Origin of the sequence: Escherichia sp. E13S3 (assembly GCF_004212325.1) — a bacterium.
In the GTDB taxonomy this organism is placed as follows: Bacteria; Pseudomonadota; Gammaproteobacteria; order Enterobacterales; family Enterobacteriaceae; genus Escherichia.
On sequence record NZ_RHJR01000019.1, the window covers coordinates 20,589 to 43,598 of the forward strand.

The 23,010-nt window shown below is 47.9% G+C and carries 34 protein-coding genes, 1 tRNA gene and 2 pseudogenes; 15 read left to right on the forward strand and 22 right to left on the reverse strand.

All coding sequences use genetic code 11. From position 1 onward, the window contains the following. Positions 1–180 precede the first annotated feature (180 nt). Positions 181–1,320, forward strand: coding sequence for an RNA ligase RtcB family protein (locus D9597_RS19490; protein ID WP_165383553.1), 1,140 nt, complete (start codon positions 181–183; stop codon positions 1,318–1,320). Next, the gene (gene prfH, locus D9597_RS19495) at positions 1,317–1,931 is read left to right on the forward strand and encodes a peptide chain release factor H (protein WP_130224104.1); all 615 of its coding nucleotides are present in this window, start codon (positions 1,317–1,319) and stop codon (positions 1,929–1,931) included. Before D9597_RS19490 ends, prfH begins: the two co-directional genes overlap by 4 nt. Before the next feature lie 56 nt (positions 1,932–1,987). Here the strand turns inward: prfH and pepD are convergent, their stop codons facing one another. Then, the gene (gene pepD / locus D9597_RS19500; protein ID WP_130224106.1) at positions 1,988–3,445 is read right to left on the reverse strand and encodes a cytosol nonspecific dipeptidase; all 1,458 of its coding nucleotides are present in this window, start codon (positions 3,443–3,445) and stop codon (positions 1,988–1,990) included. Between the two features lie 260 nt (positions 3,446–3,705). Between pepD and gpt the strand changes: the two genes are divergently transcribed. From gpt to crl, 3 genes are all read left to right on the forward strand, one after another. Beyond that, positions 3,706–4,164 carry a xanthine phosphoribosyltransferase gene (gene gpt / locus D9597_RS19505; RefSeq protein WP_001291990.1) on the forward strand — a complete coding sequence of 153 codons (459 nt, stop codon included), beginning with the start codon at positions 3,706–3,708 and terminating at the stop codon, positions 4,162–4,164. Between the two features lie 92 nt (positions 4,165–4,256). Then, a complete protein-coding gene (gene frsA, locus D9597_RS19510; protein ID WP_130224108.1) occupies positions 4,257–5,501 on the forward strand; it encodes an esterase FrsA in 1,245 nt (414 codons plus the stop codon). 57 nt (positions 5,502–5,558) lie between these two features. After that, positions 5,559–5,960: a sigma factor-binding protein Crl gene (crl, locus tag D9597_RS19515; protein WP_130209675.1), complete on the forward strand. Its 402-nt coding sequence runs from the start codon at positions 5,559–5,561 to the stop codon at positions 5,958–5,960. Between the two features lie 100 nt (positions 5,961–6,060). Here the strand turns inward: crl and phoE are convergent, their stop codons facing one another. Beyond that, positions 6,061–7,116, reverse strand: coding sequence for a phosphoporin PhoE (gene phoE, locus D9597_RS19520; RefSeq protein WP_130218396.1), 1,056 nt, complete (start codon positions 7,114–7,116; stop codon positions 6,061–6,063). 287 nt (positions 7,117–7,403) lie between these two features. Between phoE and proB the strand changes: the two genes are divergently transcribed. The 3 genes from proB to D9597_RS19535 all read left to right on the forward strand — a co-directional run bounded on the left by proB (position 7,404) and on the right by D9597_RS19535 (position 9,962). After that, complete coding sequence (gene proB, locus D9597_RS19525) at positions 7,404–8,507, forward strand: glutamate 5-kinase (protein WP_001285288.1); 1,104 nt, start codon at positions 7,404–7,406, stop codon at positions 8,505–8,507. Positions 8,508–8,518: 11 nt separating this feature from the next. Further along, positions 8,519–9,772 carry a glutamate-5-semialdehyde dehydrogenase gene (gene proA / locus D9597_RS19530; RefSeq protein WP_130224110.1) on the forward strand — a complete coding sequence of 418 codons (1,254 nt, stop codon included), beginning with the start codon at positions 8,519–8,521 and terminating at the stop codon, positions 9,770–9,772. Between the two features lie 114 nt (positions 9,773–9,886). Next, positions 9,887–9,962 (forward strand) — tRNA-Thr (locus tag D9597_RS19535). Between the two features lie 14 nt (positions 9,963–9,976). On the opposite strand, the gene D9597_RS19540 is transcribed toward D9597_RS19535, so the two are convergent. From D9597_RS19540 to D9597_RS19640, 20 genes and pseudogenes are all read right to left on the reverse strand, one after another. Next, positions 9,977–11,095 (reverse strand): site-specific integrase, encoded by a 1,119-nt coding sequence (locus D9597_RS19540; protein WP_240780449.1) that lies wholly within the window; start codon positions 11,093–11,095, stop codon positions 9,977–9,979. Beyond that, positions 11,017–11,367 (reverse strand): helix-turn-helix domain-containing protein, encoded by a 351-nt coding sequence (locus D9597_RS23390; RefSeq protein WP_130224114.1) that lies wholly within the window; start codon positions 11,365–11,367, stop codon positions 11,017–11,019. Before D9597_RS23390 ends, D9597_RS19540 begins: the two co-directional genes overlap by 79 nt. A 2-nt stretch (positions 11,368–11,369) precedes the next feature. Further along, positions 11,370–11,714 carry a hypothetical protein gene (locus D9597_RS19550; RefSeq protein WP_097729908.1) on the reverse strand — a complete coding sequence of 115 codons (345 nt, stop codon included), beginning with the start codon at positions 11,712–11,714 and terminating at the stop codon, positions 11,370–11,372. 89 nt (positions 11,715–11,803) lie between these two features. Beyond that, positions 11,804–12,083, reverse strand: a pseudogene (locus tag D9597_RS19555) (DNA polymerase III subunit theta). After that, entirely contained in the window at positions 12,061–12,303 is a 243-nt protein-coding gene (locus tag D9597_RS19565; protein WP_240780446.1) for a hypothetical protein, read from the reverse strand. The pseudogene D9597_RS19555 and the gene D9597_RS19565 overlap by 23 nt, the downstream one beginning before the upstream one ends. A 107-nt stretch (positions 12,304–12,410) precedes the next feature. Then, positions 12,411–13,196 carry an ead/Ea22-like family protein gene (locus D9597_RS23395; RefSeq protein WP_130224118.1) on the reverse strand — a complete coding sequence of 262 codons (786 nt, stop codon included), beginning with the start codon at positions 13,194–13,196 and terminating at the stop codon, positions 12,411–12,413. Continuing rightward, complete coding sequence (locus D9597_RS19575; protein ID WP_001214451.1) at positions 13,193–13,360, reverse strand: DUF2737 family protein; 168 nt, start codon at positions 13,358–13,360, stop codon at positions 13,193–13,195. Before D9597_RS19575 ends, D9597_RS23395 begins: the two co-directional genes overlap by 4 nt. Further along, positions 13,357–13,638, reverse strand: a complete 282-nt coding sequence (locus D9597_RS19580; RefSeq protein WP_130224120.1) for a DUF5405 family protein — start codon at positions 13,636–13,638, stop codon at positions 13,357–13,359. Before D9597_RS19580 ends, D9597_RS19575 begins: the two co-directional genes overlap by 4 nt. A gap of 16 nt (positions 13,639–13,654) precedes the next feature. Beyond that, entirely contained in the window at positions 13,655–13,969 is a 315-nt protein-coding gene (locus tag D9597_RS19585) for a hypothetical protein (protein WP_000753555.1), read from the reverse strand. Positions 13,970–13,980: 11 nt separating this feature from the next. Continuing rightward, on the reverse strand, positions 13,981–14,463 hold the full coding sequence (locus tag D9597_RS19590) for a siphovirus Gp157 family protein (RefSeq protein WP_074532610.1): 483 nt from the start codon (positions 14,461–14,463) through the stop codon (positions 13,981–13,983). Beyond that, complete coding sequence (locus tag D9597_RS19595) at positions 14,447–15,349, reverse strand: RecT family recombinase (protein WP_000065849.1); 903 nt, start codon at positions 15,347–15,349, stop codon at positions 14,447–14,449. Before D9597_RS19595 ends, D9597_RS19590 begins: the two co-directional genes overlap by 17 nt. Further along, the gene (locus tag D9597_RS19600; RefSeq protein ID WP_000604106.1) at positions 15,346–15,654 is read right to left on the reverse strand and encodes a hypothetical protein; all 309 of its coding nucleotides are present in this window, start codon (positions 15,652–15,654) and stop codon (positions 15,346–15,348) included. The genes D9597_RS19595 and D9597_RS19600 overlap by 4 nt, the downstream gene beginning before the upstream one ends. Before the next feature lie 84 nt (positions 15,655–15,738). Beyond that, complete coding sequence (gene kil, locus D9597_RS19605; protein WP_130224122.1) at positions 15,739–15,891, reverse strand: host cell division inhibitory peptide Kil; 153 nt, start codon at positions 15,889–15,891, stop codon at positions 15,739–15,741. Further along, positions 15,876–16,007: a protease FtsH-inhibitory lysogeny factor CIII gene (locus D9597_RS19610; protein WP_000638547.1), complete on the reverse strand. Its 132-nt coding sequence runs from the start codon at positions 16,005–16,007 to the stop codon at positions 15,876–15,878. The genes kil and D9597_RS19610 overlap by 16 nt, the downstream gene beginning before the upstream one ends. Positions 16,008–16,031: 24 nt before the next feature. Next, positions 16,032–17,000 carry a cell envelope biogenesis protein TolA gene (locus D9597_RS19615; RefSeq protein ID WP_130224124.1) on the reverse strand — a complete coding sequence of 323 codons (969 nt, stop codon included), beginning with the start codon at positions 16,998–17,000 and terminating at the stop codon, positions 16,032–16,034. Between the two features lie 142 nt (positions 17,001–17,142). Next, entirely contained in the window at positions 17,143–17,613 is a 471-nt protein-coding gene (locus D9597_RS19620) for a hypothetical protein (RefSeq protein WP_000167595.1), read from the reverse strand. Between the two features lie 8 nt (positions 17,614–17,621). Continuing rightward, positions 17,622–17,714 (reverse strand): annotated as a pseudogene (locus D9597_RS23400) (regulator); the annotation flags it as partial. 32 nt (positions 17,715–17,746) lie between these two features. Then, the gene (locus D9597_RS19630; RefSeq protein WP_240780447.1) at positions 17,747–17,968 is read right to left on the reverse strand and encodes a hypothetical protein; all 222 of its coding nucleotides are present in this window, start codon (positions 17,966–17,968) and stop codon (positions 17,747–17,749) included. 119 nt (positions 17,969–18,087) lie between these two features. Beyond that, the gene (locus D9597_RS19635; protein ID WP_085455276.1) at positions 18,088–18,393 is read right to left on the reverse strand and encodes a hypothetical protein; all 306 of its coding nucleotides are present in this window, start codon (positions 18,391–18,393) and stop codon (positions 18,088–18,090) included. 318 nt (positions 18,394–18,711) lie between these two features. Further along, positions 18,712–19,362: a LexA family transcriptional regulator gene (locus D9597_RS19640; RefSeq protein WP_001095981.1), complete on the reverse strand. Its 651-nt coding sequence runs from the start codon at positions 19,360–19,362 to the stop codon at positions 18,712–18,714. An 80-nt stretch (positions 19,363–19,442) separates the two neighbouring features. On the opposite strand from D9597_RS19640, the gene D9597_RS19645 reads away from it, so the two are divergent. The 7 genes from D9597_RS19645 (at position 19,443) to D9597_RS19670 (ending at position 23,009) form a co-directional block, all read left to right on the forward strand. Continuing rightward, a complete protein-coding gene (locus tag D9597_RS19645) occupies positions 19,443–19,628 on the forward strand; it encodes a Cro/CI family transcriptional regulator (protein ID WP_000276886.1) in 186 nt (61 codons plus the stop codon). Between the two features lie 108 nt (positions 19,629–19,736). Further along, positions 19,737–20,015, forward strand: coding sequence for a lambda phage CII family protein (locus tag D9597_RS19650; protein WP_001177649.1), 279 nt, complete (start codon positions 19,737–19,739; stop codon positions 20,013–20,015). 34 nt (positions 20,016–20,049) lie between these two features. Continuing rightward, positions 20,050–20,211, forward strand: a complete 162-nt coding sequence (locus D9597_RS23145) for a hypothetical protein (protein WP_000166961.1) — start codon at positions 20,050–20,052, stop codon at positions 20,209–20,211. Beyond that, positions 20,198–21,019: a replication protein gene (locus D9597_RS19655; RefSeq protein WP_130224128.1), complete on the forward strand. Its 822-nt coding sequence runs from the start codon at positions 20,198–20,200 to the stop codon at positions 21,017–21,019. Before D9597_RS23145 ends, D9597_RS19655 begins: the two co-directional genes overlap by 14 nt. Further along, positions 21,016–22,392 (forward strand): replicative DNA helicase, encoded by a 1,377-nt coding sequence (locus tag D9597_RS19660; protein WP_130224130.1) that lies wholly within the window; start codon positions 21,016–21,018, stop codon positions 22,390–22,392. Before D9597_RS19655 ends, D9597_RS19660 begins: the two co-directional genes overlap by 4 nt. Positions 22,393–22,464: 72 nt before the next feature. Then, complete coding sequence (locus D9597_RS19665; protein WP_105476856.1) at positions 22,465–22,671, forward strand: hypothetical protein; 207 nt, start codon at positions 22,465–22,467, stop codon at positions 22,669–22,671. A gap of 17 nt (positions 22,672–22,688) precedes the next feature. Beyond that, the gene (locus D9597_RS19670; RefSeq protein WP_130224132.1) at positions 22,689–23,009 is read left to right on the forward strand and encodes a hypothetical protein; all 321 of its coding nucleotides are present in this window, start codon (positions 22,689–22,691) and stop codon (positions 23,007–23,009) included. Position 23,010 lies beyond the last annotated feature (1 nt).

A 23,010-nucleotide genomic window follows, 5' to 3' on the forward strand; every position in this document is an offset into this window, starting at 1 on the left:
AGGAGGTAAATCATGACAAATCCTTTATCAATGACTCTTTGCAGACCTTTCCAGGATTAATTCTTTTTTTCTTGCCCTGGATTCGTCTGCCATTTCCTGATTTTTTAATTGTTACTCTCAATAATTCGAGTCGCAGCACATGCAACTTGAAGTATGACGAGTCTATTTACGGAATGGTATATGGGCAATTATATTCGTCCCTTATCCGATGCGGTATTTACCATCGCATCTGATGACCTGTGGATCGAGAGTTTAGCGATCCAACAATTACACACCACGGCAAATTTACCCAACATGCAGCGCGTAGTAGGGATGCCAGATTTACACCCCGGACGCGGCTACCCGATTGGCGCAGCGTTCTTCTCCGCAGGCCGTTTTTACCCGGCACTGGTCGGCAATGATATCGGCTGCGGCATGGCGCTATGGCAAACAGATATTCTCGCTCGCAAATACAACGCCGATAAGTTTGAAAAGCGATTATCAGCTTTGGATGACGTTGCTGAAGAAAGCTGGCTGGAGGAAAACCTGCCGTCAGCATTTGCACAGCATCCGTGGCGCAGCTCGCTTGGCTCTATCGGTGGCGGTAACCACTTCGCAGAACTGCAACAAGTTGATCAAATCATCAACGCTGAGTTGTTTGCACAGGCAGGTCTGGATGCGCAGCATCTGCAACTGCTGGTTCATAGCGGCTCGCGGGGGTTGGGGCAGTCTATTTTACAGCGGCATATTGCCTCGTTTTCGCATCATGGTTTGCCAGAAGGCTGTGACGACGCGCTACGGTATATTGCGGAACATGACGATGCGCTGGCGTTTGCGCGTATTAATCGCCAGCTGATCGCTTTGCGCATAATGCAACAGGTGAAGGCCACCGGAAATTCGGTTCTGGATGTGGCGCATAACTTTGTTAGCGCGTGTCAAATCGGCGATCAACAAGGTTGGCTGCATCGTAAAGGGGCAACGCCAGATGACAATGGGCTGGTGATTATTCCCGGTTCACGCGGTGATTACTCCTGGCTTGTACAGCCTGTTGCGAACGAAAAAACGCTCCACTCGCTGGCGCATGGGGCAGGGCGTAAATGGGGGCGCACCGAGTGTAAAGGGCATCTGGCAGCGAAATACACGGCGACGCAGCTCTCGCGGACTGAACTTGGCAGTCGGGTAATTTGTCGCGATAAGCAACTCATCTTCGAAGAAGCGCCACAAGCCTATAAATCGGCTGAAAGCGTGGTGCAATGTCTGGTGCAGGCCGGCTTAATTATTCCTGTCGCGCGGCTGCGTCCGGTGTTAACGCTCAAAAACGGTGGAGGGAAAAAAGGATGATCTTGCAACAACTCTCCTCAGCTCAGGGGCCGGAAGAATGTTGTCTCGCAGTGAAAAAGGCGCTGGACAGGCTAATTAAAGAAGCTACCCGACAAGACGTCGCGGTAACGGTGCTGGAAACCGAAGCCGGGCGTTATCCTGACACGGTGCGTTCGGCGCTGATTTCTCTGGATGGCGACAACGCATGGGCATTAAGCGAAAGCTGGTGCGGCACTATTCAGTGGATTTGCCCGAGTCCGTATCGGCCTCATCATGGGCGCAAAAACTGGTTTCTGGGCATTGGGCGTTTTACCGCTGATGAGCAGGAACAATCGGATGCGATCCGGTATGAGACGCTGCGTTCGTCGGGGCCGGGCGGTCAACATGTCAATAAAACCGACTCGGCGGTACGCGCCACGCATCTGGCTACCGGAATTAGCGTGAAGGTTCAGTCAGAGCGCAGCCAACATGCCAACAAACGGCTGGCGCGATTGCTGATTGCCTGGAAGCTGGAACAACAGCAACAGGAAAATAGCGCGGCGCTGAAATCACAGCGGCGAATGTTCCATCACCAGATTGAACGTGGCAACCCACGACGAACGTTCACAGGGATGGCATTTATCGAAGGATAATGAAGGATGAAACTGCCGGAAGGCGATTAAACGCCATCCGGCAGCAAATCAAATAATTACTTCGCCGGAATTTCTTTCAGCAGTTCAGTCAGCAGTGTCCAGTAGTGACCTACGCTTTCGATGTGAACTTGCTCATCCGGAGAGTGTGGACCGGTGATTGTTGGCCCGATAGAAACCATGTCCATTTCCGGATACGGTTTTTTAAACAGACCACATTCCAGACCCGCATGGATAATCTGGATGTTCGGCGTCTTGTTGAACAGACGCTGATAGGTTTCACGTACCAGATGCATCACCGGAGAATTAGCGTCCGGCTGCCAGCCAGGATATGCGCCTTTCGCTTCGGTTTTCGCGCCAGCCAGTTTACCCAGCGAATCCAGCATGCTCACCACGTAGTCTTTACCGCTGTCGATAAGAGAACGGATCAGGCAGTGAATTTCTACGTTGTTGTCGGTCATGGTCACCACACCGACGTTCAGGGAGGTTTCAACCACGCCTTTGGCTACATCGGAGTTGCGGATAACACCGTTCGGGGTGGCGTTCAGCAGACGAATAAAGGTATCGCGAGATTGCGCAATCAGGGCAGCTTTATCGTTCGCAACAGAGTCCAGCAACAAGGCCAGATTTTTCTCTTTCTCTGCCAGCTCGTTTTTCAGGATGTCCTGATAGGTATTCACCAGAGATTTCAGTGCGTCGACTTTATCAGCTGCGACAGCAATGGTCGCAAAGGCTTCACGCGGGATGGCGTTACGCAGTGTGCCGCCGTTGAAGTCGATAAGGCGCAGGTCCAGTTCTTCTGCATGACCCGCCAGGAAGCGAACCAGCAGTTTGTTCGCGTTACCCAGGCCAACGTGGATTTCGCCACCAGAGTGACCGCCTTTCAGACCTTTTAAGGTTAACTTGAAGGTTTCAAAGCCAGCTGGAACCGCTTCACGATCTAAATGCAGGTTGGAGGTGAAGTCGATACCCCCCGCGCAACCCATGTAGATTTCACCTTCCTCTTCGGAGTCGGTGTTAATCAGAATGTCAGCCTGCAACCAGTTGCTTTGTAAACCGAATGCGCCGTCCATACCGGCTTCTTCGGTCATAGTCAGCAGCACTTCCAGCGGGCCGTGAACCACGTTTTCGTCAGCCAGAACCGCCAGCGCAGACGCCATACCAATGCCGTTATCTGCACCCAGCGTGGTGCCGCGCGCTTTAACCCATTCGCCATCAATATAAGGCTGGATAGGATCTTTGGTGAAGTCGTGCACGGTGTCGTTGTTTTTTTGCGGCACCATATCGAGGTGAGCCTGCAGGACAACCGGTTTACGGTTTTCCATACCTGCGGTGGCAGGTTTACGAATCAGGATATTCCCCACTTGATCGCGTTCGACGTGGAAACCTTTTTCTTTTGCCCAACCTACAATGTATTCAGCGAGTTGCTCTTCATGATAGGACGGGTGAGGAATAGAACAGATTTTTGCAAAAATATCCCACAGCGGCTGTGGAGATAATTGAGACAGTTCAGACACGTTAAGTCTCCTTGTCGATCACCCGCAAAACAGTATTGCAGGTCACAGGGTTAGCAGAAAATGTTGTCAGCACAAGTCAGGCTTGCGAGATATGTTTGAGAATACCACTTTATCTAGCGACAGGTAGTAGCAGTGCGTAAAAAGACGCGGACTTATGTGAAATACTGGTTTTTAGTGCGCCAGATCTCTATAATCTCGCGCAACCTATTTTCCCCTCGAACACTTTTTAAGCCGTAGATAAACAGGCTGGGACACTTCACATGAGCGAAAAATACATCGTCACCTGGGACATGTTGCAGATCCATGCACGTAAACTCGCAAGCCGACTGATGCCTTCTGAACAATGGAAAGGCATTATTGCCGTAAGCCGTGGCGGTCTGGTACCGGGTGCGTTACTGGCGCGTGAACTGGGTATTCGTCATGTCGATACCGTATGTATTTCCAGCTACGATCACGACAACCAGCGCGAACTGAAAGTACTGAAACGCGCAGAAGGCGATGGCGAAGGCTTCATCGTCATTGATGACCTGGTAGATACCGGTGGTACTGCGGTTGCGATTCGTGAAATGTATCCTAAAGCACACTTTGTGACTATCTTCGCGAAACCGGCTGGTCGTCCTCTGGTAGATGATTATGTGGTTGATATCCCACAAGATACCTGGATTGAGCAGCCGTGGGATATGGGCGTTGTGTTCGTCCCGCCTATCTCTGGTCGCTAATCTTTTCAACGCCTGGCACTGCCGGGCGTTGTTCTTTTTAACGTCAGGCAGGTTACAATAGCTTCCAGTAAGTATTCCTGGAGGTTGCATCCATGACACAGGCTAACCTGAGCGAAACCCTGTTCAAACCCCGCTTTAAACATCCTGAAACCTCGACGCTAGTCCGCCGTTTTAACCACGGTGCGCAACCGTCGGTGCAGTCGGCCCTCGATGGCAAAAATATTCCTCATTGGTATCGCATGATTAACCGCCTGATGTGGATCTGGCGCGGTGTTGATCCGCGTGAAATCCTCGACGTCCAGGCGCGCATTGTGATGAGCGATGCTGAACGCACCGACAATGATTTATACGATACGGTGATTGGCTACCGCGGCGGCAACTGGATTTACGAGTGGGCCACCCAGGCGATGGTGTGGCAACAGAAAGCCTGTGCGGAAGAAGATCCGCAACTCAGCGGGCGTCACTGGCTGCACGCAGCTACGTTGTACAATATTGCCGCCTATCCGCACTTGAAGGGCGATGATCTGGCTGAACAGGTACAGGCGTTGTCAAATCGCGCGTATGAAGAAGCTGCGCAACGTCTGCCTGGAACAATGCGGCAAATGGAGTTTACCGTTCCGGGGGGCGCGCCCATCACTGGCTTTTTGCATATGCCAAAAGGTGATGGCCCATTCCCGACAGTATTAATGTGTGGTGGTCTGGATGCGATGCAAACAGACTATTACTCCCTTTATGAGCGCTATTTTGCACCGCGCGGCATTGCGATGCTGACTATTGATATGCCTTCGGTCGGTTTTTCCTCAAAATGGAAACTCACCCAGGATTCCAGCCTACTGCACCAACATGTCTTAAAGGCGTTGACAAACGTGCCGTGGGTAGATCACACGCGCGTCGCAGCCTTTGGTTTCCGTTTTGGTGCTAACGTTGCTGTACGCCTGGCTTATCTCGAGGCATCACGTTTGAAAGCGGTGGCCTGTCTTGGCCCGGTGGTTCACACTTTGCTGAGTGATTTTAAGTGCCAGCAACAAGTGCCAGAAATGTATCTTGACGTTCTGGCAAGTCGACTGGGAATGCATGATGCATCTGATGAAGCGTTGCGTGTTGAGCTGAATCGCTACTCATTAAAAGTGCAAGGATTGCTGGGGCGTCGTTGCCCAACGCCAATGTTATCAGGGTACTGGAAGAACGATCCGTTCAGCCCGGAAGAGGACTCACGCTTAATCACGTCGTCATCTGCTGATGGTAAATTGTTAGAGATTCCGTTTAACCCTGTGTATCGGAATTTTGACAAGGCGCTTCAGGAAATCACCAACTGGATCGAAAAGCGATTGTGTTAAAAATTTGCTAAATTTTGTCAATTTGGTAAAACAGTTGCATCACAACAGGAGATCGCAATGACGTTACCGAGTGGACACCCGAAAAGCAGATTGATCAAAAAATTTACCGCACTAGGCCCGTATATTCGTGAAGGTAAGTGCGAAGATAATCGATTCTTTTTCGATTGTCTGGCTGTATGCGTCAACGTGAAACCCGCGCCGGAAGTGCGTGAGTTCTGGGGCTGGTGGATGGAACTGGAAGCGCAGGAATCCCGTTTTACATACAGCTATCAGTTTGGTCTGTTCGATAAAGCAGGCGACTGGACGAGTGTTCCGGTAAAAGATGCCGAAGTGGTAGAGCGGCTGGAGTATACCTTGCGTGAGTTTCACGAGAAGCTGCGTGAACTGTTGGTGACGTTGAATCTGAAACTGGAACCGGCGGATGATTTTCGTGACGAGCCGGTGAAGTTAACGGCGTGAATGAAATGTGCCGGATGCGATGTTAGAGCATCTCTTCCGGCCTGAAATATTGGTTTTCGTTGGCCGGATAAGGCGTTCACGCCGCATCCGGCAATATTCATTAAAACTGATACGTCATCCCAACCGCGACAATATCATCATTGTTGATATTCAGCTTATTATCACTATCCAGTTGATTGATTTTATAATCAACAAACGCTGACATATTTTTGTTGAAATAATACGTAGCACCGACATCGATGTAATTGACCAGATCTTCATCACCGATGCCTTCAATATCTTTCCCTTTCGATAGCACATAACCTAGCGATGGACGCAGACCAAAGTCGAATTGATATTGTGCGACCGCTTCAAAGTTCTGCGTCTTATTGGCAAAGCCGCCAGAGATTGGCGTCATTTTGCGTGTTTCAGAATAGAAGGTGGCCAGATAAATATTATTAGCATCGTATTTCAGGCCCGTTGCCCACGCTTCTGCGCGCTTGCCCGTGCCACGGCTTTGCTGGTTTTGCTCGTTGGTGCGATCAGAGTTGGTATAGGCCCCACTGATGGCGAAATCGCTGCCGCCGAAGTCATAGGTTAACGAGGTGCCGAAGCCATCGCCATTCTGCTTTTTCACATCGCGATTTTCGTTTTTCCCTTGATATTGCAAGGTTAAATTCAAGCCATCGATAACGCCGAAGAAGTCGGTGTTACGATAAGTCGCCAGCCCGCTGGCACGTTTGGTCATAAAGTTATCGGTCTGCGCCGAGGAGTCGCCACCAAATTCCGGGAACATATCGGTCCAGGCTTCCACGTCATACAACGCGCCCAGGTTGCGACCATAATCGAAAGAACCTAAATCTTTATATTTCAATCCGGCAAAAGCGAGACGTGTTTTTTGCTGTGCGGTATCGCTCTCTGCTTTATTACCAGCAAACTCTGCTTCCCAACGACCATAACCAGTCAGTTGATCGTTAATTTGTGTTTCACCTTTAAAACCAAAGCGGATATAACTCTGGTCGCCATCTTTACTGTCATTATCACTCATATAATGCATGGCTTTAACTTTGCCATAAATATCAAGTTTATTACCGTCTTTGTTATATACTTCTGCGGCCTGTACGGATGCAGATGCCACAATACCCATCACCACTAATGCCAGAGTGCTCTTTTTCATTTTCATTCCTGATTTTAATTAACGCGCGAATATTCTTCGGGAGAGTCCCGTTGAAAACAGGAAAGTTTTTAACGTGAAATTGTTAAAGATATATTACAGCTTAATAATATTCTTAAAATGTGCTAATTTATTAAATCTGTAATAAAAGCGTAAACAACTGCCGTTACGCTTGCTGATCCCGCGCAACAAAACGCTATGCTTTGCTCGCAGATGGTTGGCAACCGGCGACAGTCCTGCTAAAACGTTCGTTTGATATCATTTTTCCTAAAATTGAATGGCAGAGAATCATGAGTGACAGCCAGACGCTGGTGGTAAAACTCGGCACCAGTGTGCTAACAGGCGGATCGCGCCGCCTGAACCGTGCCCATATCGTTGAACTTGTTCGCCAGTGCGCGCAGTTACATGCCGCCGGGCATCGGATAGTCATTGTGACGTCGGGCGCGATTGCCGCCGGACGTGAGCACCTGGGTTACCCGGAACTGCCAGCGACTATCGCCTCAAAACAACTGCTGGCGGCGGTAGGGCAGAGTCGACTGATTCAACTGTGGGAACAGCTGTTTTCGATTTATGGCATTCACGTCGGGCAGATGCTGCTGACCCGTGCCGATATGGAAGACCGTGAACGCTTCCTGAACGCCCGCGATACGCTGCGTGCACTGCTCGATAACAACATCGTTCCAGTAATCAATGAGAACGATGCTGTCGCTACGGCAGAAATTAAAGTTGGTGACAACGACAACCTTTCTGCGCTGGCGGCGATTCTGGCGGGTGCCGATAAACTGCTGCTGCTGACCGATCAAAAAGGTTTGTATACCGCTGACCCGCGCAGCAATCCGCAGGCAGAACTGATTAAAGATGTTTACGGCATTGATGACGCACTGCGCGCGATCGCCGGTGACAGCGTTTCAGGTCTTGGAACCGGCGGCATGAGCACTAAATTGCAGGCCGCGGACGTGGCTTGCCGTGCGGGCATCGACACTATTATTGCCGCGGGCAGCAAGCCGGGCGTTATTGGTGATGTGATGGAAGGCATTTCCGTCGGTACGCTGTTCCATGCCCAGGCAACGCCATTAGAAAACCGTAAACGCTGGATTTTCGGTGCGCCGCCGGCGGGTGAAATCACGGTAGATGAAGGGGCAACTGCCGCTATTCTTGAACGCGGCAGCTCCCTGTTGCCGAAAGGCATTAAAAGCGTGACTGGCAATTTCTCGCGTGGTGAAGTCATCCGCATTTGCAACCTCGAAGGTCGCGATATCGCCCACGGCGTCAGTCGTTACAACAGCGATGCATTACGCCGTATTGCTGGACACCACTCGCAAGAAATTGATGCAATACTGGGATATGAATACGGCCCGGTTGCCGTTCACCGTGATGACATGATTACCCGTTAAGGAGCAGGCTGATGCTGGAACAAATGGGCATTGCCGCGAAGCAAGCCTCGTATAAATTAGCGCAACTCTCCAGCCGCGAAAAAAATCGCGTGCTGGAAAAAATCGCCGATGAACTGGAAGCACAAAGCGAAAGCATCCTCAACGCTAACGCCCAGGATGTTGCTGACGCGCGTGCCAATGGCCTTAGCGAAGCGATGCTTGACCGTCTGGCACTGACGCCCGCACGGCTGAAAGGCATTGCCGACGATGTGCGCCAGGTGTGTAACCTCGCCGATCCGGTGGGGCAGGTAATCGATGGTGGCGTGCTGGACAGTGGCCTGCGTCTGGAGCGTCGTCGCGTACCGTTGGGCGTGATTGGCGTGATTTATGAAGCGCGGCCGAACGTGACGGTTGATGTCGCTTCGCTGTGCCTGAAAACGGGTAACGCGGTGATCCTGCGTGGCGGCAAAGAAACCTGTCGCACTAACGCTGCAACGGTGGCGGTGATTCAGGACGCCCTGAAATCCTGCGGTTTACCGGCAGGTGCAGTACAGGCAATTGATAATCCTGACCGCGCGTTGGTCAGTGAAATGCTGCGTATGGATAAATACATCGACATGCTGATCCCGCGCGGTGGCGCTGGTTTGCATAAGCTGTGCCGCGAACAGTCGACAATCCCGGTGATCACAGGCGGTATAGGCGTATGCCATATTTACGTTGATGAAAGTGCAGAGATCGCTGAAGCCCTGAAAGTCATCGTCAACGCGAAAACTCAGCGTCCGAGCACATGTAATACGGTAGAAACGTTGCTGGTGAATAAAAACATCGCCGATAGTTTCCTGCCCGCATTTAGCAAACAAATGGCGGAAAGCGGCGTGACGTTACACGCAGATGCAGCTGCACTGGCGCAGTTGCAGGCAGGCCCCGCGAAGGTGGTTGCTGTTAAAGCCGAAGAGTATGACGATGAGTTTCTGTCATTAGATTTGAACGTCAAAATCGTCAGCGATCTTGACGATGCCATCGCCCATATTCGTGAACACGGCACGCAACACTCCGATGCGATCCTGACCCGCGATATGCGCAACGCCCAGCGTTTTGTTAACGAAGTGGATTCGTCCGCTGTTTACGTTAACGCCTCTACGCGTTTTACCGACGGCGGCCAGTTTGGACTGGGTGCGGAAGTGGCGGTAAGCACACAAAAACTCCACGCGCGTGGCCCAATGGGGCTGGAAGCACTGACCACTTACAAGTGGATCGGCATTGGTGATTACACCATTCGTGCGTAAATAAAACCGGGTGATGCAAAAGTAGCCATTTGATTCACAAGGCCATTGACGCATCGCCCGGTTAGTTTTAACCTTGTCCACCGTGATTCACGTTCGTGAACATGTCCTTTCAGGGCCGATATAGCTCAGTTGGTAGAGCAGCGCATTCGTAATGCGAAGGTCGTAGGTTCGACTCCTATTATCGGCACCATTTAAATCAATAAGTTACACATCATTAGTACCTTCCTTATTTTTTGACTGGGACAAATTTGGGACCGATGGGTTCAGGATCGAGTCTATTTGCCGTGCGTGTTCGGTAAGGTGATTAGGTGCAAGGTGAGCATATCGACGAACCATTTCGATAGACTCCCAGCCTCCCATTTCCTGTAACACTGACAACGGGACTCCGGCTTGAACCAGCCAACTTGCCCAGGTGTGTCTCAAGTCGTGAAATCTGAAATCATCAATACCTGCTCGCCTCAGCGCCGCTTTCCAGGCTGTGTTTGCGTCATACCGCATCTTCCTGACTGTTGGCGCTTTCGTTCCGTCTGGTTTGGTACAGCTTTCCTTGTACACAAATACCCAACGGTGATGATTCCCGATTTGTTTTTTCAATACTCGACATGCAGTATCATTCAGCGCAACGCCAATTGCGCGGTTTGATTTACTCTCTTCCGGGTTTATCCATGCCACCCGGCGCTGCATGTCTATTTGTTGCCATTCAAGGTTGATGATGTTCGAGCGTCTTAAGCCTGTTGCCAGTGCAAATTCAACAACAGACTTTAATGGCTCTGGACATTCATCAATCAGTCTTTGTGCTTCGTGAGGCTCCAGCCAGCGGATTCGTTTATTCTTTGGTTGAGGCACTTTAATAATTGGTGCCTTATCCAGCATTTTCCATTCACGCTCTGCGGCTCTTAGCAGGGCTTTTATAAATGAAAGATGCGTAGCCTTTGTTGCAACAGACGCTGGTTTTGGCGTGTATTCTGGAACAGGTTTCCCTTTTTTTCTGCATGCTTCTGCCCTGAGTTTCCAGTTTTCCTCATGACGCCGGTTCGTCATTTTCTGCATTGCTGAATAAATTTTTGATTCAGTAATGTCTCTTAGTTGCATTCCTGCGAAATGTTGAAGCCAGAATCCGATCCGGCTTTTGTCATCGTCCAGTGATTTTTTATGTGCTTTCTCTTCAAGCCACCTGACACACGCTTCCTCGAACGTTATATCAGGTATTTCACCAAGTTTGCTGACCCGCCATGCTTCAGCCTTTAGCTTGTCATGGAGTTCTGTCGCCTGCCTTTTGTCCTTTGTTCCAAGAGAGTGTTTAAATCTTTTACCGTTCGGCAATGTGAAACTGGCGTACCATATTTCACCTCTGCGGAAGAGTGACATTTTCTTTCCTCTGTTATGCCATCACCCGCGCTCACCTGGACAGTATGCAGCGGAGACTGAAGCGCCGCAATGCAGGCTTGTCGTGTTGTGAGGTAAGGAGATTTATTCTTAGTGGGATCTTTGCGTGTTGCCTGAAGACGCCCTGTGCGTATCCAGTTAACGGCAGTCGGTCTGGATATCTTGAGAAAATGACAGGCCTCATCGAGTGTGAGGCTGTATGATTCCATAGTTAGTCCTTGCGTAGTTCTCTGATTCTTCTGTAAGTCTCTGGTGCTTTGTTTCCGTGTATCTTCATTTCAGACTTCAACAGAGCAACGAGAGAATCCCATTCGTTGAGGATGCCTTTGAATGCCGGAACGCGCTTTGCAACCTTGTCGAATGAATCTCTGATTTCTGGAATCTGCTCAACAAGCGCAACGCATCGCCGGAAGTCTGCTGCGTCATGTGGAGCGCCGAAGTGATGACCATAGATATTCTTTTTCAGTCCACATGCGATTGAGGCAAGAGTTGCGCTACTGATGCCGACATCGCCAGTCGATTGCCATTTCAAAATCTTCATAGCCAAATCTGACATTTTTTGTCTCCATAAAACAAAACCCGCCGTAACGAGTTCAGATAAAAGAAAACCCGCACTCGGCGGGTTCGCATTCGTTCAAATTGCGCTTACTTCTTGGCGTTCTGTTCATCCATCTCGATATACCATGGGTTGCTTCCCTTGGGCAGGTTTAACGACTGCTCGCGATAGTATCTGACGCGCTCCATGAAATACTCGCGTGAGTGCTCAGGTTGCTCTCGTGCTACCTGCTCAGATAACAGGTATGTTAAGGCGCTCTCTGTACGCCACGCCTGATGCTGCAAGGTCAACGTTTACCTTGTTCTGTTTTTCTTTCGATTGCTCGGCGATGTTATGCCTGGCATTGTCAACCCGCCTCCTTCTGAACATAACGGTTATAAATCAGTCCCTGAGGGCCATAAGGAAGAGGGGTGTGCCACTCCTCTGGTTCAGAAACTATCCATTCCCCGGCCATCTCCGCTGGAGAGGTAATGATAAGTTGTTTGCTAATAAAATGACCACTCCTCTCAACAACAAGCTTACCATCTTCATTAATAAAAGCGTGGATGTCAGGTGTGCTTCCACACTTGGTGATGCAGTGTTTGAACATTTTGTGTCTCCCCATTTTATGGACGGGGTCATTATAACGCATTGAAATATAGTAACATTTGACGTAGATTCCTTTTAGTCTATAAGCGATTTTTTTATGCTTTTAAGTTATAAGGGCTTGTTTTCATCCCCATCTTGCTGCGGTGCTACTATTGAAAAGTGCTCACACCCTTTAGCCCAAATAGTTTTGATAGTTGTCCAACTGACTGGAACCTTGATTTCGATTATCCCGCTGCAGTCACAAGTTTCGCAATCATCATCACCAAAACATTCCGGGCAGTTAGTGAATACTGTTTCTGAAAACTCACCAGAAAGTGCACCTTTAGCGCCGTTCTCAATAGTTAGTCTCTTCGGCACCATAACCCAACCATCCGGAGTTACCGGAGAGTTGCCCGATAGCGCATTACGCAATCGCTCCAGCTTCACGTATTCCTGAACCCTGTTTCCGTCGCATGCCTGAAGCCATTGCGCAGCCTTTTGCACATCAGTATGAAAGGCACAAGTGCGTCCGTCATCAAATTGCATTTCGTAGAGGTCAGCAACTTGTTCAAACTGCGTTTGTGGCAACTTGTAAGTTTGTCTTACAGGTTCGGCTTCCAGTTCTGCTATGCGCTTTTTTGCTGTTTCCAGCTCGTCCAGCAGTGTCAGCACGGTAGCCGGATTGGCTGCGGCGATGAATTCAGCATTGGCCTGCTGTTCCATTTGGAAATCTTCATCGAAACCACTTTCAGGATGCGCTCCTTCAATTCTGCAAATAGGAATATATCCAGCAACTTCACGATGAATTAGTGCATCATCACTATCAAATCGGCCCTTTCCATATTCGAGCGACCACTCGCCACACGTTGCTTTTTCTGCCTTAGCACGCAGTGCCTGATAGTCAATCTTGCTCACTGGTTGCCTCCTTTGCGCAACATCGCATTCAGATATTTGTTTTGATTCACTGATGGAAAAGAATTTCTCTTAAGCAATTCCTCTCTCGATGGCATTGGCTTTACGCGTTGGCGAATAATCATTTCTGCCGGAAGAATGCCGGGATTGTATGCAAGTCCTCTCATGGTTTACTCTCCACGAACTGGTCAATAGCCATGCTAAGTGACATACCTAAAGTTTCGATATGCTGCTGAATATCCTGTAGCGTCTGCGCCTGAGATAACAGGATTTCACGGTTGCATAACTCTTTGACCAGATGCTCAAACTTGCTGTAATAACCGATACGGCTTAGTGTTTCTTTCCCTGCATTCTCACCTTCTTTGATAATTCCTCTTTCATTAAGAATCAGGTCGTGTTTTGTTCCAGTAATAACGTATTTGCCGAGGTCGATGTTTAGCTTCATTGTTAATTACTCCATGTTAATTTATTCGTATGCCTGCTCTTTCTTCATCGAGTTTTTTTAGCTTGTATCGCATAGCTCTTACTGAATAAATTGAGCGGCAGGTTGCAATTGCTATTTCTTCTGCGGAGAACTTACCGAAAAGTGATACTTCGGCTCTTGTCCATCGTCTTCCACGAAGTCGGCTAACAATGTCAGCGCCAATCCTTGTTGCTTTCGCCATTACTGCTTTTTCAGTCCTTTCCAGTTTTTCAGCGATAACTTCAACTGGCATTGTCGCCGCTACTTCGCGCAAGAAATCGACTTCCCATTTCTCCCATGGAGTCTTTTTCATAGGCGATACCGTTATTTGATAAGAAGTGAAGGTTTCCCAACTTTGAGTTGAGCGCCGGGGATATTTATTCCTGCTTTTAGTTGGTGTTTGATTGCCAGTTTGTCGGCTTTAATTGTCGTTTCAAACTCAACGTATTCAGGAGGAATGGCGCTTGAGTCGATGATTTCTACAGTTTCTGAGGGTTTGCGGATTGTTACCTGGTGAATACCTGCTCGAATCTTTTTCTTGCCAACCATTTCAAGCGATGACGCTATATATGATTTGATGCTGTCAATCTTATTTTGAATTACTGCGGCTCGCTCATTCAGTGACTTTGCCTCTTCCTTGAGGCGTTCAGCATAACCAGATTCATTTTTAATGACGGAAAGAAGTTGCTCTATTTTATCGGTAAATTCTCCTTCCATGCCTTCTATTGTGTCAGCAATCATCTCTGGTTCTAAATCTGAATCCATCAATTTTGCGTATTCATTGGCAATTTCATACAGTTTGCTCACTGGCAACCTCCAGTTTCGCTTTGCATTCTATGTAAATGGCTTGTACGTTCTGCTGCAATTTCATTCCAGATGTCAGGCGATATGCTTCTGCAAAATATCGCTTCAAATCATCCATGTTTTCTGCCTGAGCCATTTCATCACAAAGAAGTTGTGCTTTTTCCATAATTTCCTGCTGGCGTTTCCGTTCATCTTCGCGGATATCTTCCTCTGATTTGTGCGGCATAACTGGTTCCTGATGCATACCTTCATCTTCGTTAAGCAGGTGAATGGCATTATCCAGTCGCTGGGCTTTAGGCCAGTATTTGCTGGCGCGTTTAACTATTGTTTTACGCGCCATCTCTTCCCAGAATGTCTTCCACGGTCCATTCTTTGCCTTGCTCGTTGCTTCCACAGCTTTAATTTCTGCCAGACTCATTTCTTCAGTGAGGTAGTCACCATCTGCTGTTTTAACCGTACAATAACCACCAACAATAGAGCCTCGCTCACCAAATGCGTTGTATTTGTGGGTTGGTGCTGAATCAAGGCCGTTTGATTCATAGGTGTCGTTTGAGTACACCAGTTTGCATTGCCCCCACTTAATTGATCCTGTCGACTGTGCAAGGTGAAGTAATCCCATGTAACTGATATCAAGGCACACCATGCCGTCGCGAGGAACCAGATAAGCCAGTTTGCTGGCCGGGTTTAAGGTGATGCCGATAGCCGCAACATTGATGATGGCGTTCTGTGCGCTGGTTGGATTTGCCAGTGCTGTTTTAGCCAGGTAATCGTTTTTCTGGAAATACTGAATTGCAAACTGGCTTTCCTTAGCCCATGTCACCGTCTGTTCAGTCAATGCTCCGCAGAATAACTGCTCTTGCTGTTTAACGAATTCAACGATATTGCTCATGCAGCTTCTCCAAAAATGTGTCTGCGTTTGAATATTGCGAAGGCATATTCAGCCTTAACTCTTTCGGTTATTGCATCCCAGAACCATTCAGCGGCTTTTTCCTGATAGTCACAGTCATCATCTTCCAGCCAGTCGATAGCGTCCTTAGTGTGTTCATCTGGTTTATATGAGCGAAGCATTTCGCTTATTGGGTCGCAACGTTTGCAGAGGCGATCAACTTCACTGTTGATTCGTTCGTAATCTTCATCAGTAAAACTTGCGATTATTTGCGATATTTCACGCTTATCATTCAGAGTCAGAATCATCATCTTTCTCCTGTTCTTTGTGCTGATTGAGCATTTTGTTCATCTGACGAATGAATTCTTCGTCTGACCAGTTATCTGTAAAACTCATTTCCTGCGATACCACGGAAGGTTGATAGCTGATTTCATCGTTTTATTTGCTTCAAGCCACATTTTGGAATCACCAATAAATCTGGCTATTACTGCTTTGTTTTGTGCCGCACGAAGCATCTGGTGATTGATGGCTATTTCATCGCGCATAATAAGACCTCAACTCTTTTCCATCCGTCACGTAATTTACGGGTGATTCGTTCAAGTAAAGATTCATTTAATTGGAAGGCACCCATGCGAGCGCCTCCCGCGATTGCGTAAATCATGGGTGGTTCCTTATGTTGGTTTTATTAGTAGGCTATTTTTGTTGCGAATACTTCGCCTTTTACGATGGCTGTTATGATATTTTTAGCAACATCTTCTGATGCACCAACCTTGATAAGGTCAGCAAGTATTTTGTTATTTACTTCTTTCCGGTGAGCTTTATCCTTTGCTCTACGCTCTTCTTCTTCCTTGATTCTTTTTTCTTCTGCTATTCTGGCTTGCTCTTTTGCTTCAGCCTCGCGCCGGATTCGTTCAGCCTCCTCCTGTGCTTTTCTGCGTTCTGCTTCAATTGCTGCCTGCTTTTCTCTTTCAGCTCGTTCTGCTGCCTCTTTTGCTTCGCGCTGTGCTCTCTGCTCGGCTTCAATGCGTTCACGCTCTGCACGTTCCGCTGCGGCCTTAGCTTCTGCTTCTCGCCTTGCTGCTGCTTCAATTTCGGCTTTTGCCTTTTCTTCGGCTTCAGCTCTGGCTTTCTCTTCAGCTTCTCTTTTTAAGCGTTCTTCATGCTCTCGCTTTTCCTGCTCCGCTTTGAGTCTTGCCTCTTCTCTTTTACGGTCAAATTCGCGATCCATCAAAATCGCTATTTCATGGTCAGACTCAATTTGCTTTGCAAGAGCTTCAGCTGCTGCCTTAGCTTCTTCTTCGGCTTTAATCCGTGCCTGTTCCTCCTCATAATCAGTAAGAGGCTGGCGCGCCTTGGCTTTCAGTTCATCAAGGCGATCACGCACTGTCTTGCGGTTAGCATCAATTAGCTTTGGAATTTCCTTCAGTTCAGCAACAAGGTCTTTGCCAAGACCATCGAGATATGTTTTCGTCTGCGCAACTTTATACGCCAGAGAAGCGATCTCCTTTCTGCCCTTTGCCGTTGTGATATCAGGCACAAAGGACATAACTTCACGTTCAACCTTTTGAAGGATTTCTTCAATCTGGTCGGCAGACTGAAATACAGTCATTGCATTTGATTTTTCAATAACAACTAAATCTGTTACTTCACTCATATATCCTCCGTCAAAAAATTGCCCTCACACTGGAGGGCAAAGAAGATTTCCAATAATCAGAACAAGTCGGCTCCTGTTTAGTTACGAGCGACATTGCTCCGTGTATTCACTCGTTGGAATGAATACACAGTGCTTATTCGTACTAATAAAACACCCAATTTTCTGTTTCTTGGTTGTGTCCAAAGTTATATTCAATATCTGGTGTTGATGTATCAATATTCTTCATCCCATCAACAAGAGTTGATACAACAGCCAAATCTTGTTTGATTCTCATCAAATGGTATTTCTTTCGGCGCAATAAACTTTCAATGGCAAGTTTCTTCGTCGGGAATGCAAAAGATCTTTCTGCATTTTTTGCTACTTTCTTAATTGCATATCTATTTCTCCTTTGTTTCCATTCCTGTAACCACTGATTTGGTGCTGGTTTAAAATTAACAATCCAATGCGCAGGAACCAACCATGCATAATGCTCTGTCTGATGAAAAGCTATATATTGAAGTGCGAATATTTTTATCCCATCTTCTTCAACTGTCGCCTGGAATCTCCAGAAAACAGGCATTCCATCATGTTCAGTTTCTGATTCAGGAAAAGGTACGCTCCATGATTTTGTCATATCTCACCTCAAATAAGTGGTTTGCTGCCTAATTTCATTTTCTGGCGACCAACACAAGTTACACCCATTTCACTGCGTGGCTTGCTGTAATAAATTCGGTTAGTTCAGACAATAAAAAACCCACCGAAGTGGGCTATGACCATTTTTTATTTGGATTTCGTTGGTGAGCGTGGTTAACAACTCTGTGCATTACATCCTCATATTTTTCATCTGCAATTTTTTCTACATCTCGAGGAAATGGTGTTGCTAATGCTTTGTCAACTTTGTCCATTGGGTCTTCATTAATATTATATTCCGGACCGTCATCTATAGCATTAAATCCAGGTGTTACACCGTTTTCTAATGCATATGCCATTCTCTTTTCCCATCTCGCTATTCTCCTTCTGTCTTGAGATGTAAGACCTCTATCAAATACTTTCCTGTTTTGTCCGCAGTTAGGGTTAACATAGATAGTCTTTTTCACCATAAGCATACTCAATAAGCACCGTACGGTGGTTTACTATACAATCTTATTCTTTGAACTGCATGTATCTTGTTTCCTAATGGGTTTAAATCCTTGTAGTAAACCCTCCTATTTTTTTGCTCGACTTCATCTACTTTCTTGCAGAGAAGGCTGCCAAGTGATGCTGCTTTGTCTGCTCTGACGCAACCAGAGAGTTTTAGCGCAATCTTTCGCGCCAGTCTCTGTTCTTTCATTGCCTGTTCACGTTGAGCCTGTCTGCGTGCTCTGCGGCGATTTCTGGCGTTATCGTCAGCCAGATATGTAATGACTACTGTCATGTTGACCTCCGATGATTGACTTTAGCGGTGACGTAACTGGGGGAGGGAGGTTAACTCCCTGATGCTGTTGCGCGGCTGCACTTTACGTCACCCCAAAGCCAACTACTCTTTGGTTCCCGCATTTCGGCGGGACAATCCCATCAATGTTAAAGAGCCTGCCAATCTGTTCCGTTTGGCTACCAGCGTCCTGCTGATGACTTAAATTTAAGATTTCTTTAATTAATGGTCAAGGGTATTTTTGAAGAAAACTTAAATTTTATTGCGAAGTTTAAGTTTTGCTTTGATTTTTAAAGGAAAGAAAAAAGGGGCGAATGCCCCTTATGGAAGGTTTGCTATTTTTGCATCGACAACTACACCGATGATTTTGCAGTTCCCGTTGATCTCAATCATCGGATATTGTGGGTTAAGTGGTTTTAGAAACCTTCTGCCAGCATCAATAACTAACTTCTTGAAAGTTGCCTCGTTTTCTCCTTCGAGCTTTGCCACTACCAGCTTCCCATTACGAGGTTCTACTTCAGGATCGACTAGTATTATCATCCCTTCCGGGATGCTAAGACCGGCTGGAGCCGTCATCGAATCCCCCTTTACGTCCAGCCAAAACGAATCTTCTGAACAATCTACGGTTGTATCGTACCAGTTATCTATTGCACGCTTATGATATGGCTCTACAGCTTCCATCCAACATCCTGCGCTTACCCAACTAATTAGAGGATACGAACCTCTTGGATCATGCCTGCTGTGATAGGCAATGTTTGAAAGACTATCTTCTCCTTTCAACAAGTAATCAGGGGAGCACTGCAAAGCCTTGGCTAAGGCCAATAGGTTTTCGCCATTGGGCTCAGTTTCAGAACGCTCCCATTGGGAAATAGCAACATTAGACACGCCAACCATCTTGCCAAGGGCAGCCTGCCTAATCTTGAGTTCTTTTCTGCGAGCGCGAATACGCTCACCCATCAGTTGTGTATTCATAGTTAAGACATCTTAAATAAACTTGACTTAAGATTCCTTTGATAGATAATTTAAGTGTTCTTTAATTTCGGAGCGAGTCTATGTACAAGAAAGATGTTATCGACCACTTCGGAACCCAGCGTGCGGTAGCTAAAGCGTTAGGCATTAGCGATGCAGCAGTCTCTCAGTGGAAGGAAGTCATCCCAGAGAAAGACGCCTATCGACTGGAAGTCGTTACAGCTGGCGCCCTGAAGTATCAAGAAAGTGCTTACCGCAAAGCGGCATAAGCAAATTGCTCTTTAACAGTCATGGTCCTCATTCCCGCCGAAATGCGGGAATACAACGCGCATCAGTTGGTGCGTATAACTTCTTATTTGTTAAGGAAATACTTACATATGCAACTTACAAGTACTCGCAAGAAAGCGAATGCAATCACAAGCAATATCCTAAATCGAATTGCTGTACGTGGTCAGCGAAAGGTTGCTGATGCATTAGGGATTAATGAATCGCAAATTTCGCGATGGAAAGACAGCTTTATCCCAAAGATGGCCATGCTTTTGGCTGTGCTGGAGTGGGGTGTTGAAGACGAGGAATTAGCAGAGCTGGCAAAGAAAGTAGCCATGGTGCTGACAAAAGAAAAGCCTCAAGACTGCTGCAACAGTTTTGAGGCCTGATGTAGAAAGACTGGATCAATCCACAGGAGTAATTATGACAAAACGTCGTAAGAAATACCAGGAAAAAGAAGAGATTCGACACCCTGATTCACCTGAGGGATTAGTGGTAGCCGCAGCAAATAACAGGGCGTTCGCAGAGCGCCTTGTTGGTGTTTACAGACTAGCCAAAGCAGGAGTGAAACATGGGCGTCGTTAAGTTAGCTGATTACAGGCCTCAACTGGAGGTCGTGGAGCATCGCGTGGCAGATACCGAAGATGGTTTCATGCGCGTTGCTAACGAGATTACCGACAGTCTGCTGATGGCTGATTTAACTGTCCGGCAGTTGAAGGTGATGCTCGCTATCATGCGCAAGACATACGGATTCAATAAGCCGATGGATCGACTCACAAACACGCAGATAGCAGCCATGACAGGTATTCATCACACTCATGTTTGCGCTGCCAAGCGCCAGCTTATTGAGCGTAAATTCCTCATTGCTGATGGCGTGAAAATAGGAGTGAACAAGGTGGTTTCTCAGTGGATTAGCCAGGGCAGCTTAACATTAGCTAAAACAGCTAATAAAACATTAGCCGAGTCGGCTAATGGGTATAAGCCAAGTCAGCTAAACACAAAAGACAATATACAAAAGACAATAAATACAAATACCCCCTTACCCCCTAACGGGGGCGGCGATGGGCAGGTTAAACCTGAACGTCGCAAGGCAGAACGAATCGACTACGAATCCTTCCTGAACGCCTACAACACCGAAGTCGGTGACAGACTTCCACACGCTGTTGCGGTCAACGAGAAACGAAAACGCCGCCTGAAGAAAATCATCCCACAACTGAAAACGCCAAACGTGGACGGTTTCAGAGCGTATGTCAGGGCGTTTGTGCATCAGGCCAAGCCGTTTTACTTCGGAGACAACGACACGGGCTGGACGGCTGATTTTGATTACCTGTTGAGGGAAGACTCGTTAACGGGAGTTCGGGAAGGGAAGTTTGCAGACAGGGGGATTGCATGAGACAGGATATCGAAGCGAGCGTTATCGGTGGCCTGCTGATTGGTGGATTAACTCCAACCGCCAGTGACGTTCTGGCAACACTTGAGCCGGAAGCGTTTTCAATTCCGCTCTATAGAAAAGCCTTCGAGGTTATCCGCAAGCAGGCGAGAAACAGAAACCTAATCGACGCGCTGCTGGTTGCCGAGGAGTGCGGAGAGGAGCATTTCACGTCAATCCTGATGACCAGCAAAAACTGCCCGAGTGCCGCAAACCTGAAGGGATATGCCGGAATGGTCGCGGATAACTATCACCGCCGTCTGGTGCTGGAAATCATGGATGAAATGCGTGAACCAATTCGGAGCGGAACCATCGACGCATCGAGTCAGGCGATGGATGAGCTTGTAAAGCGTCTCTCAGCCATCAGAAAGCCCCGTGACGAGGTTAAACCGGTGCGGTTAGGGGAAATCATCACTGACTACACTGACACGCTTGACAGGCGTCTGAGGAACGGAGAAGAGTCAGATACCCTGAAGACCGGAATCGAAGAACTTGATGCCATCACCGGAGGGATGAACGCAGAAGACCTTGTGATAATCGCTGCTCGTCCTGGTATGGGGAAAACCGAACTGGCGCTGAAGATTGCCGAAGGCGTTGCAAGCCGCGTTATTCCTGGTTCTGACGTCCGGCGCGGAGTGTTGATTTTCTCGATGGAAATGAGCGCATTGCAGATTGCAGAGCGAAGCATTGCCAACGCCGGGAGGATGTCGGTTAGCGTGCTGCGAAATCCTGCATCGATGGATGACGAAGGATGGGCGCGCGTTGCTAACGGCATGAGTCAGCTTGCAGATTTGGATGTATGGGTAGTCGATGCCTCGCGGTTATCGGTCGAAGAAATACGCTCAATCGCAGAACGGCACAAACAGGAAAATCCAAACCTGTCACTCATCATGGTGGATTATCTTGGCCTGATTGAGAAGCCGAAAGCAGATCGCAACGATCTCGCAATTGCTCACATCTCCGGAAGCCTGAAGGCGATGGCGAAAGACCTGAAAACGCCAGTTATCTCCCTAAGTCAGCTTTCGCGCGATGTTGAGAAGCGACCAAACAAACGCCCGACAAACGCAGATTTGCGTGATTCAGGAAGCATTGAACAGGACGCAGACTCAATCATCATGCTCTATCGGGAAGCGGTATATGACGAGAACAGTAGCGCCGCGCCATTTGCTGAAATCATTGTGACGAAAAACCGTTTTGGCTCGCTTGGTACGGTTTACCAGCGGTTCTGTAACGGACACTTTGTTGCATGTGACCAGGATGAGGCCAGACAGATTTGCACAGCATCAAATGCACCTGCTGCGCGTGGCAGACGATATGCACAAGGGGCTGACGTATGACCATCTACATCACTGAGTTAATAACAGGCCTGCTGATAATCGCAGGCCTTTTTATTTGGGGGAGAGTAAATCGTGGTTGAGTTGATTTTCTCTGCATTGAGGCTTCTCGGTGCTCTGTGGATGGTGGCGACATTCATTGTGGTTGCCAGCAGTTTTGTCCGGTTGGTAGGCGAAGGTAAAGACCTGGTGGGTGTGCTTTTCGGTAGCATTTTCCTGTGGGTGATTATCGGTGTTGCGCCTGTCGCTGTAGCAAAAATGGCGTGGCGTTTTGTGAGTTGAACTGATGGTAAGTACCGATGGACGAATCAAGAAAGCAGTTTGAAGAAAGCTGGTTGCGACGTGGGGGCGAATCTTCAGACCTTATCCGTTACCCTGAAAATCACCATGAAATTGGCAGCGGTAATATTGGTGGTCAATACGTGATGGTCGATGTTCAAGGCCACTGGCAAACGTGGCAGGCATCGCGATCAGCTATTGAAATAACCGCGCCAAAGTTTATCGACAGCAGAGAAGCATTAGCCAAAGGGTTTACTGTTGATTATTCCAATGGCTTCGGTGATGCAATGGATGCTTATGAGGAAAACATCCGCGCTGCTGGAGTCAAATTGAAGGAGTAAC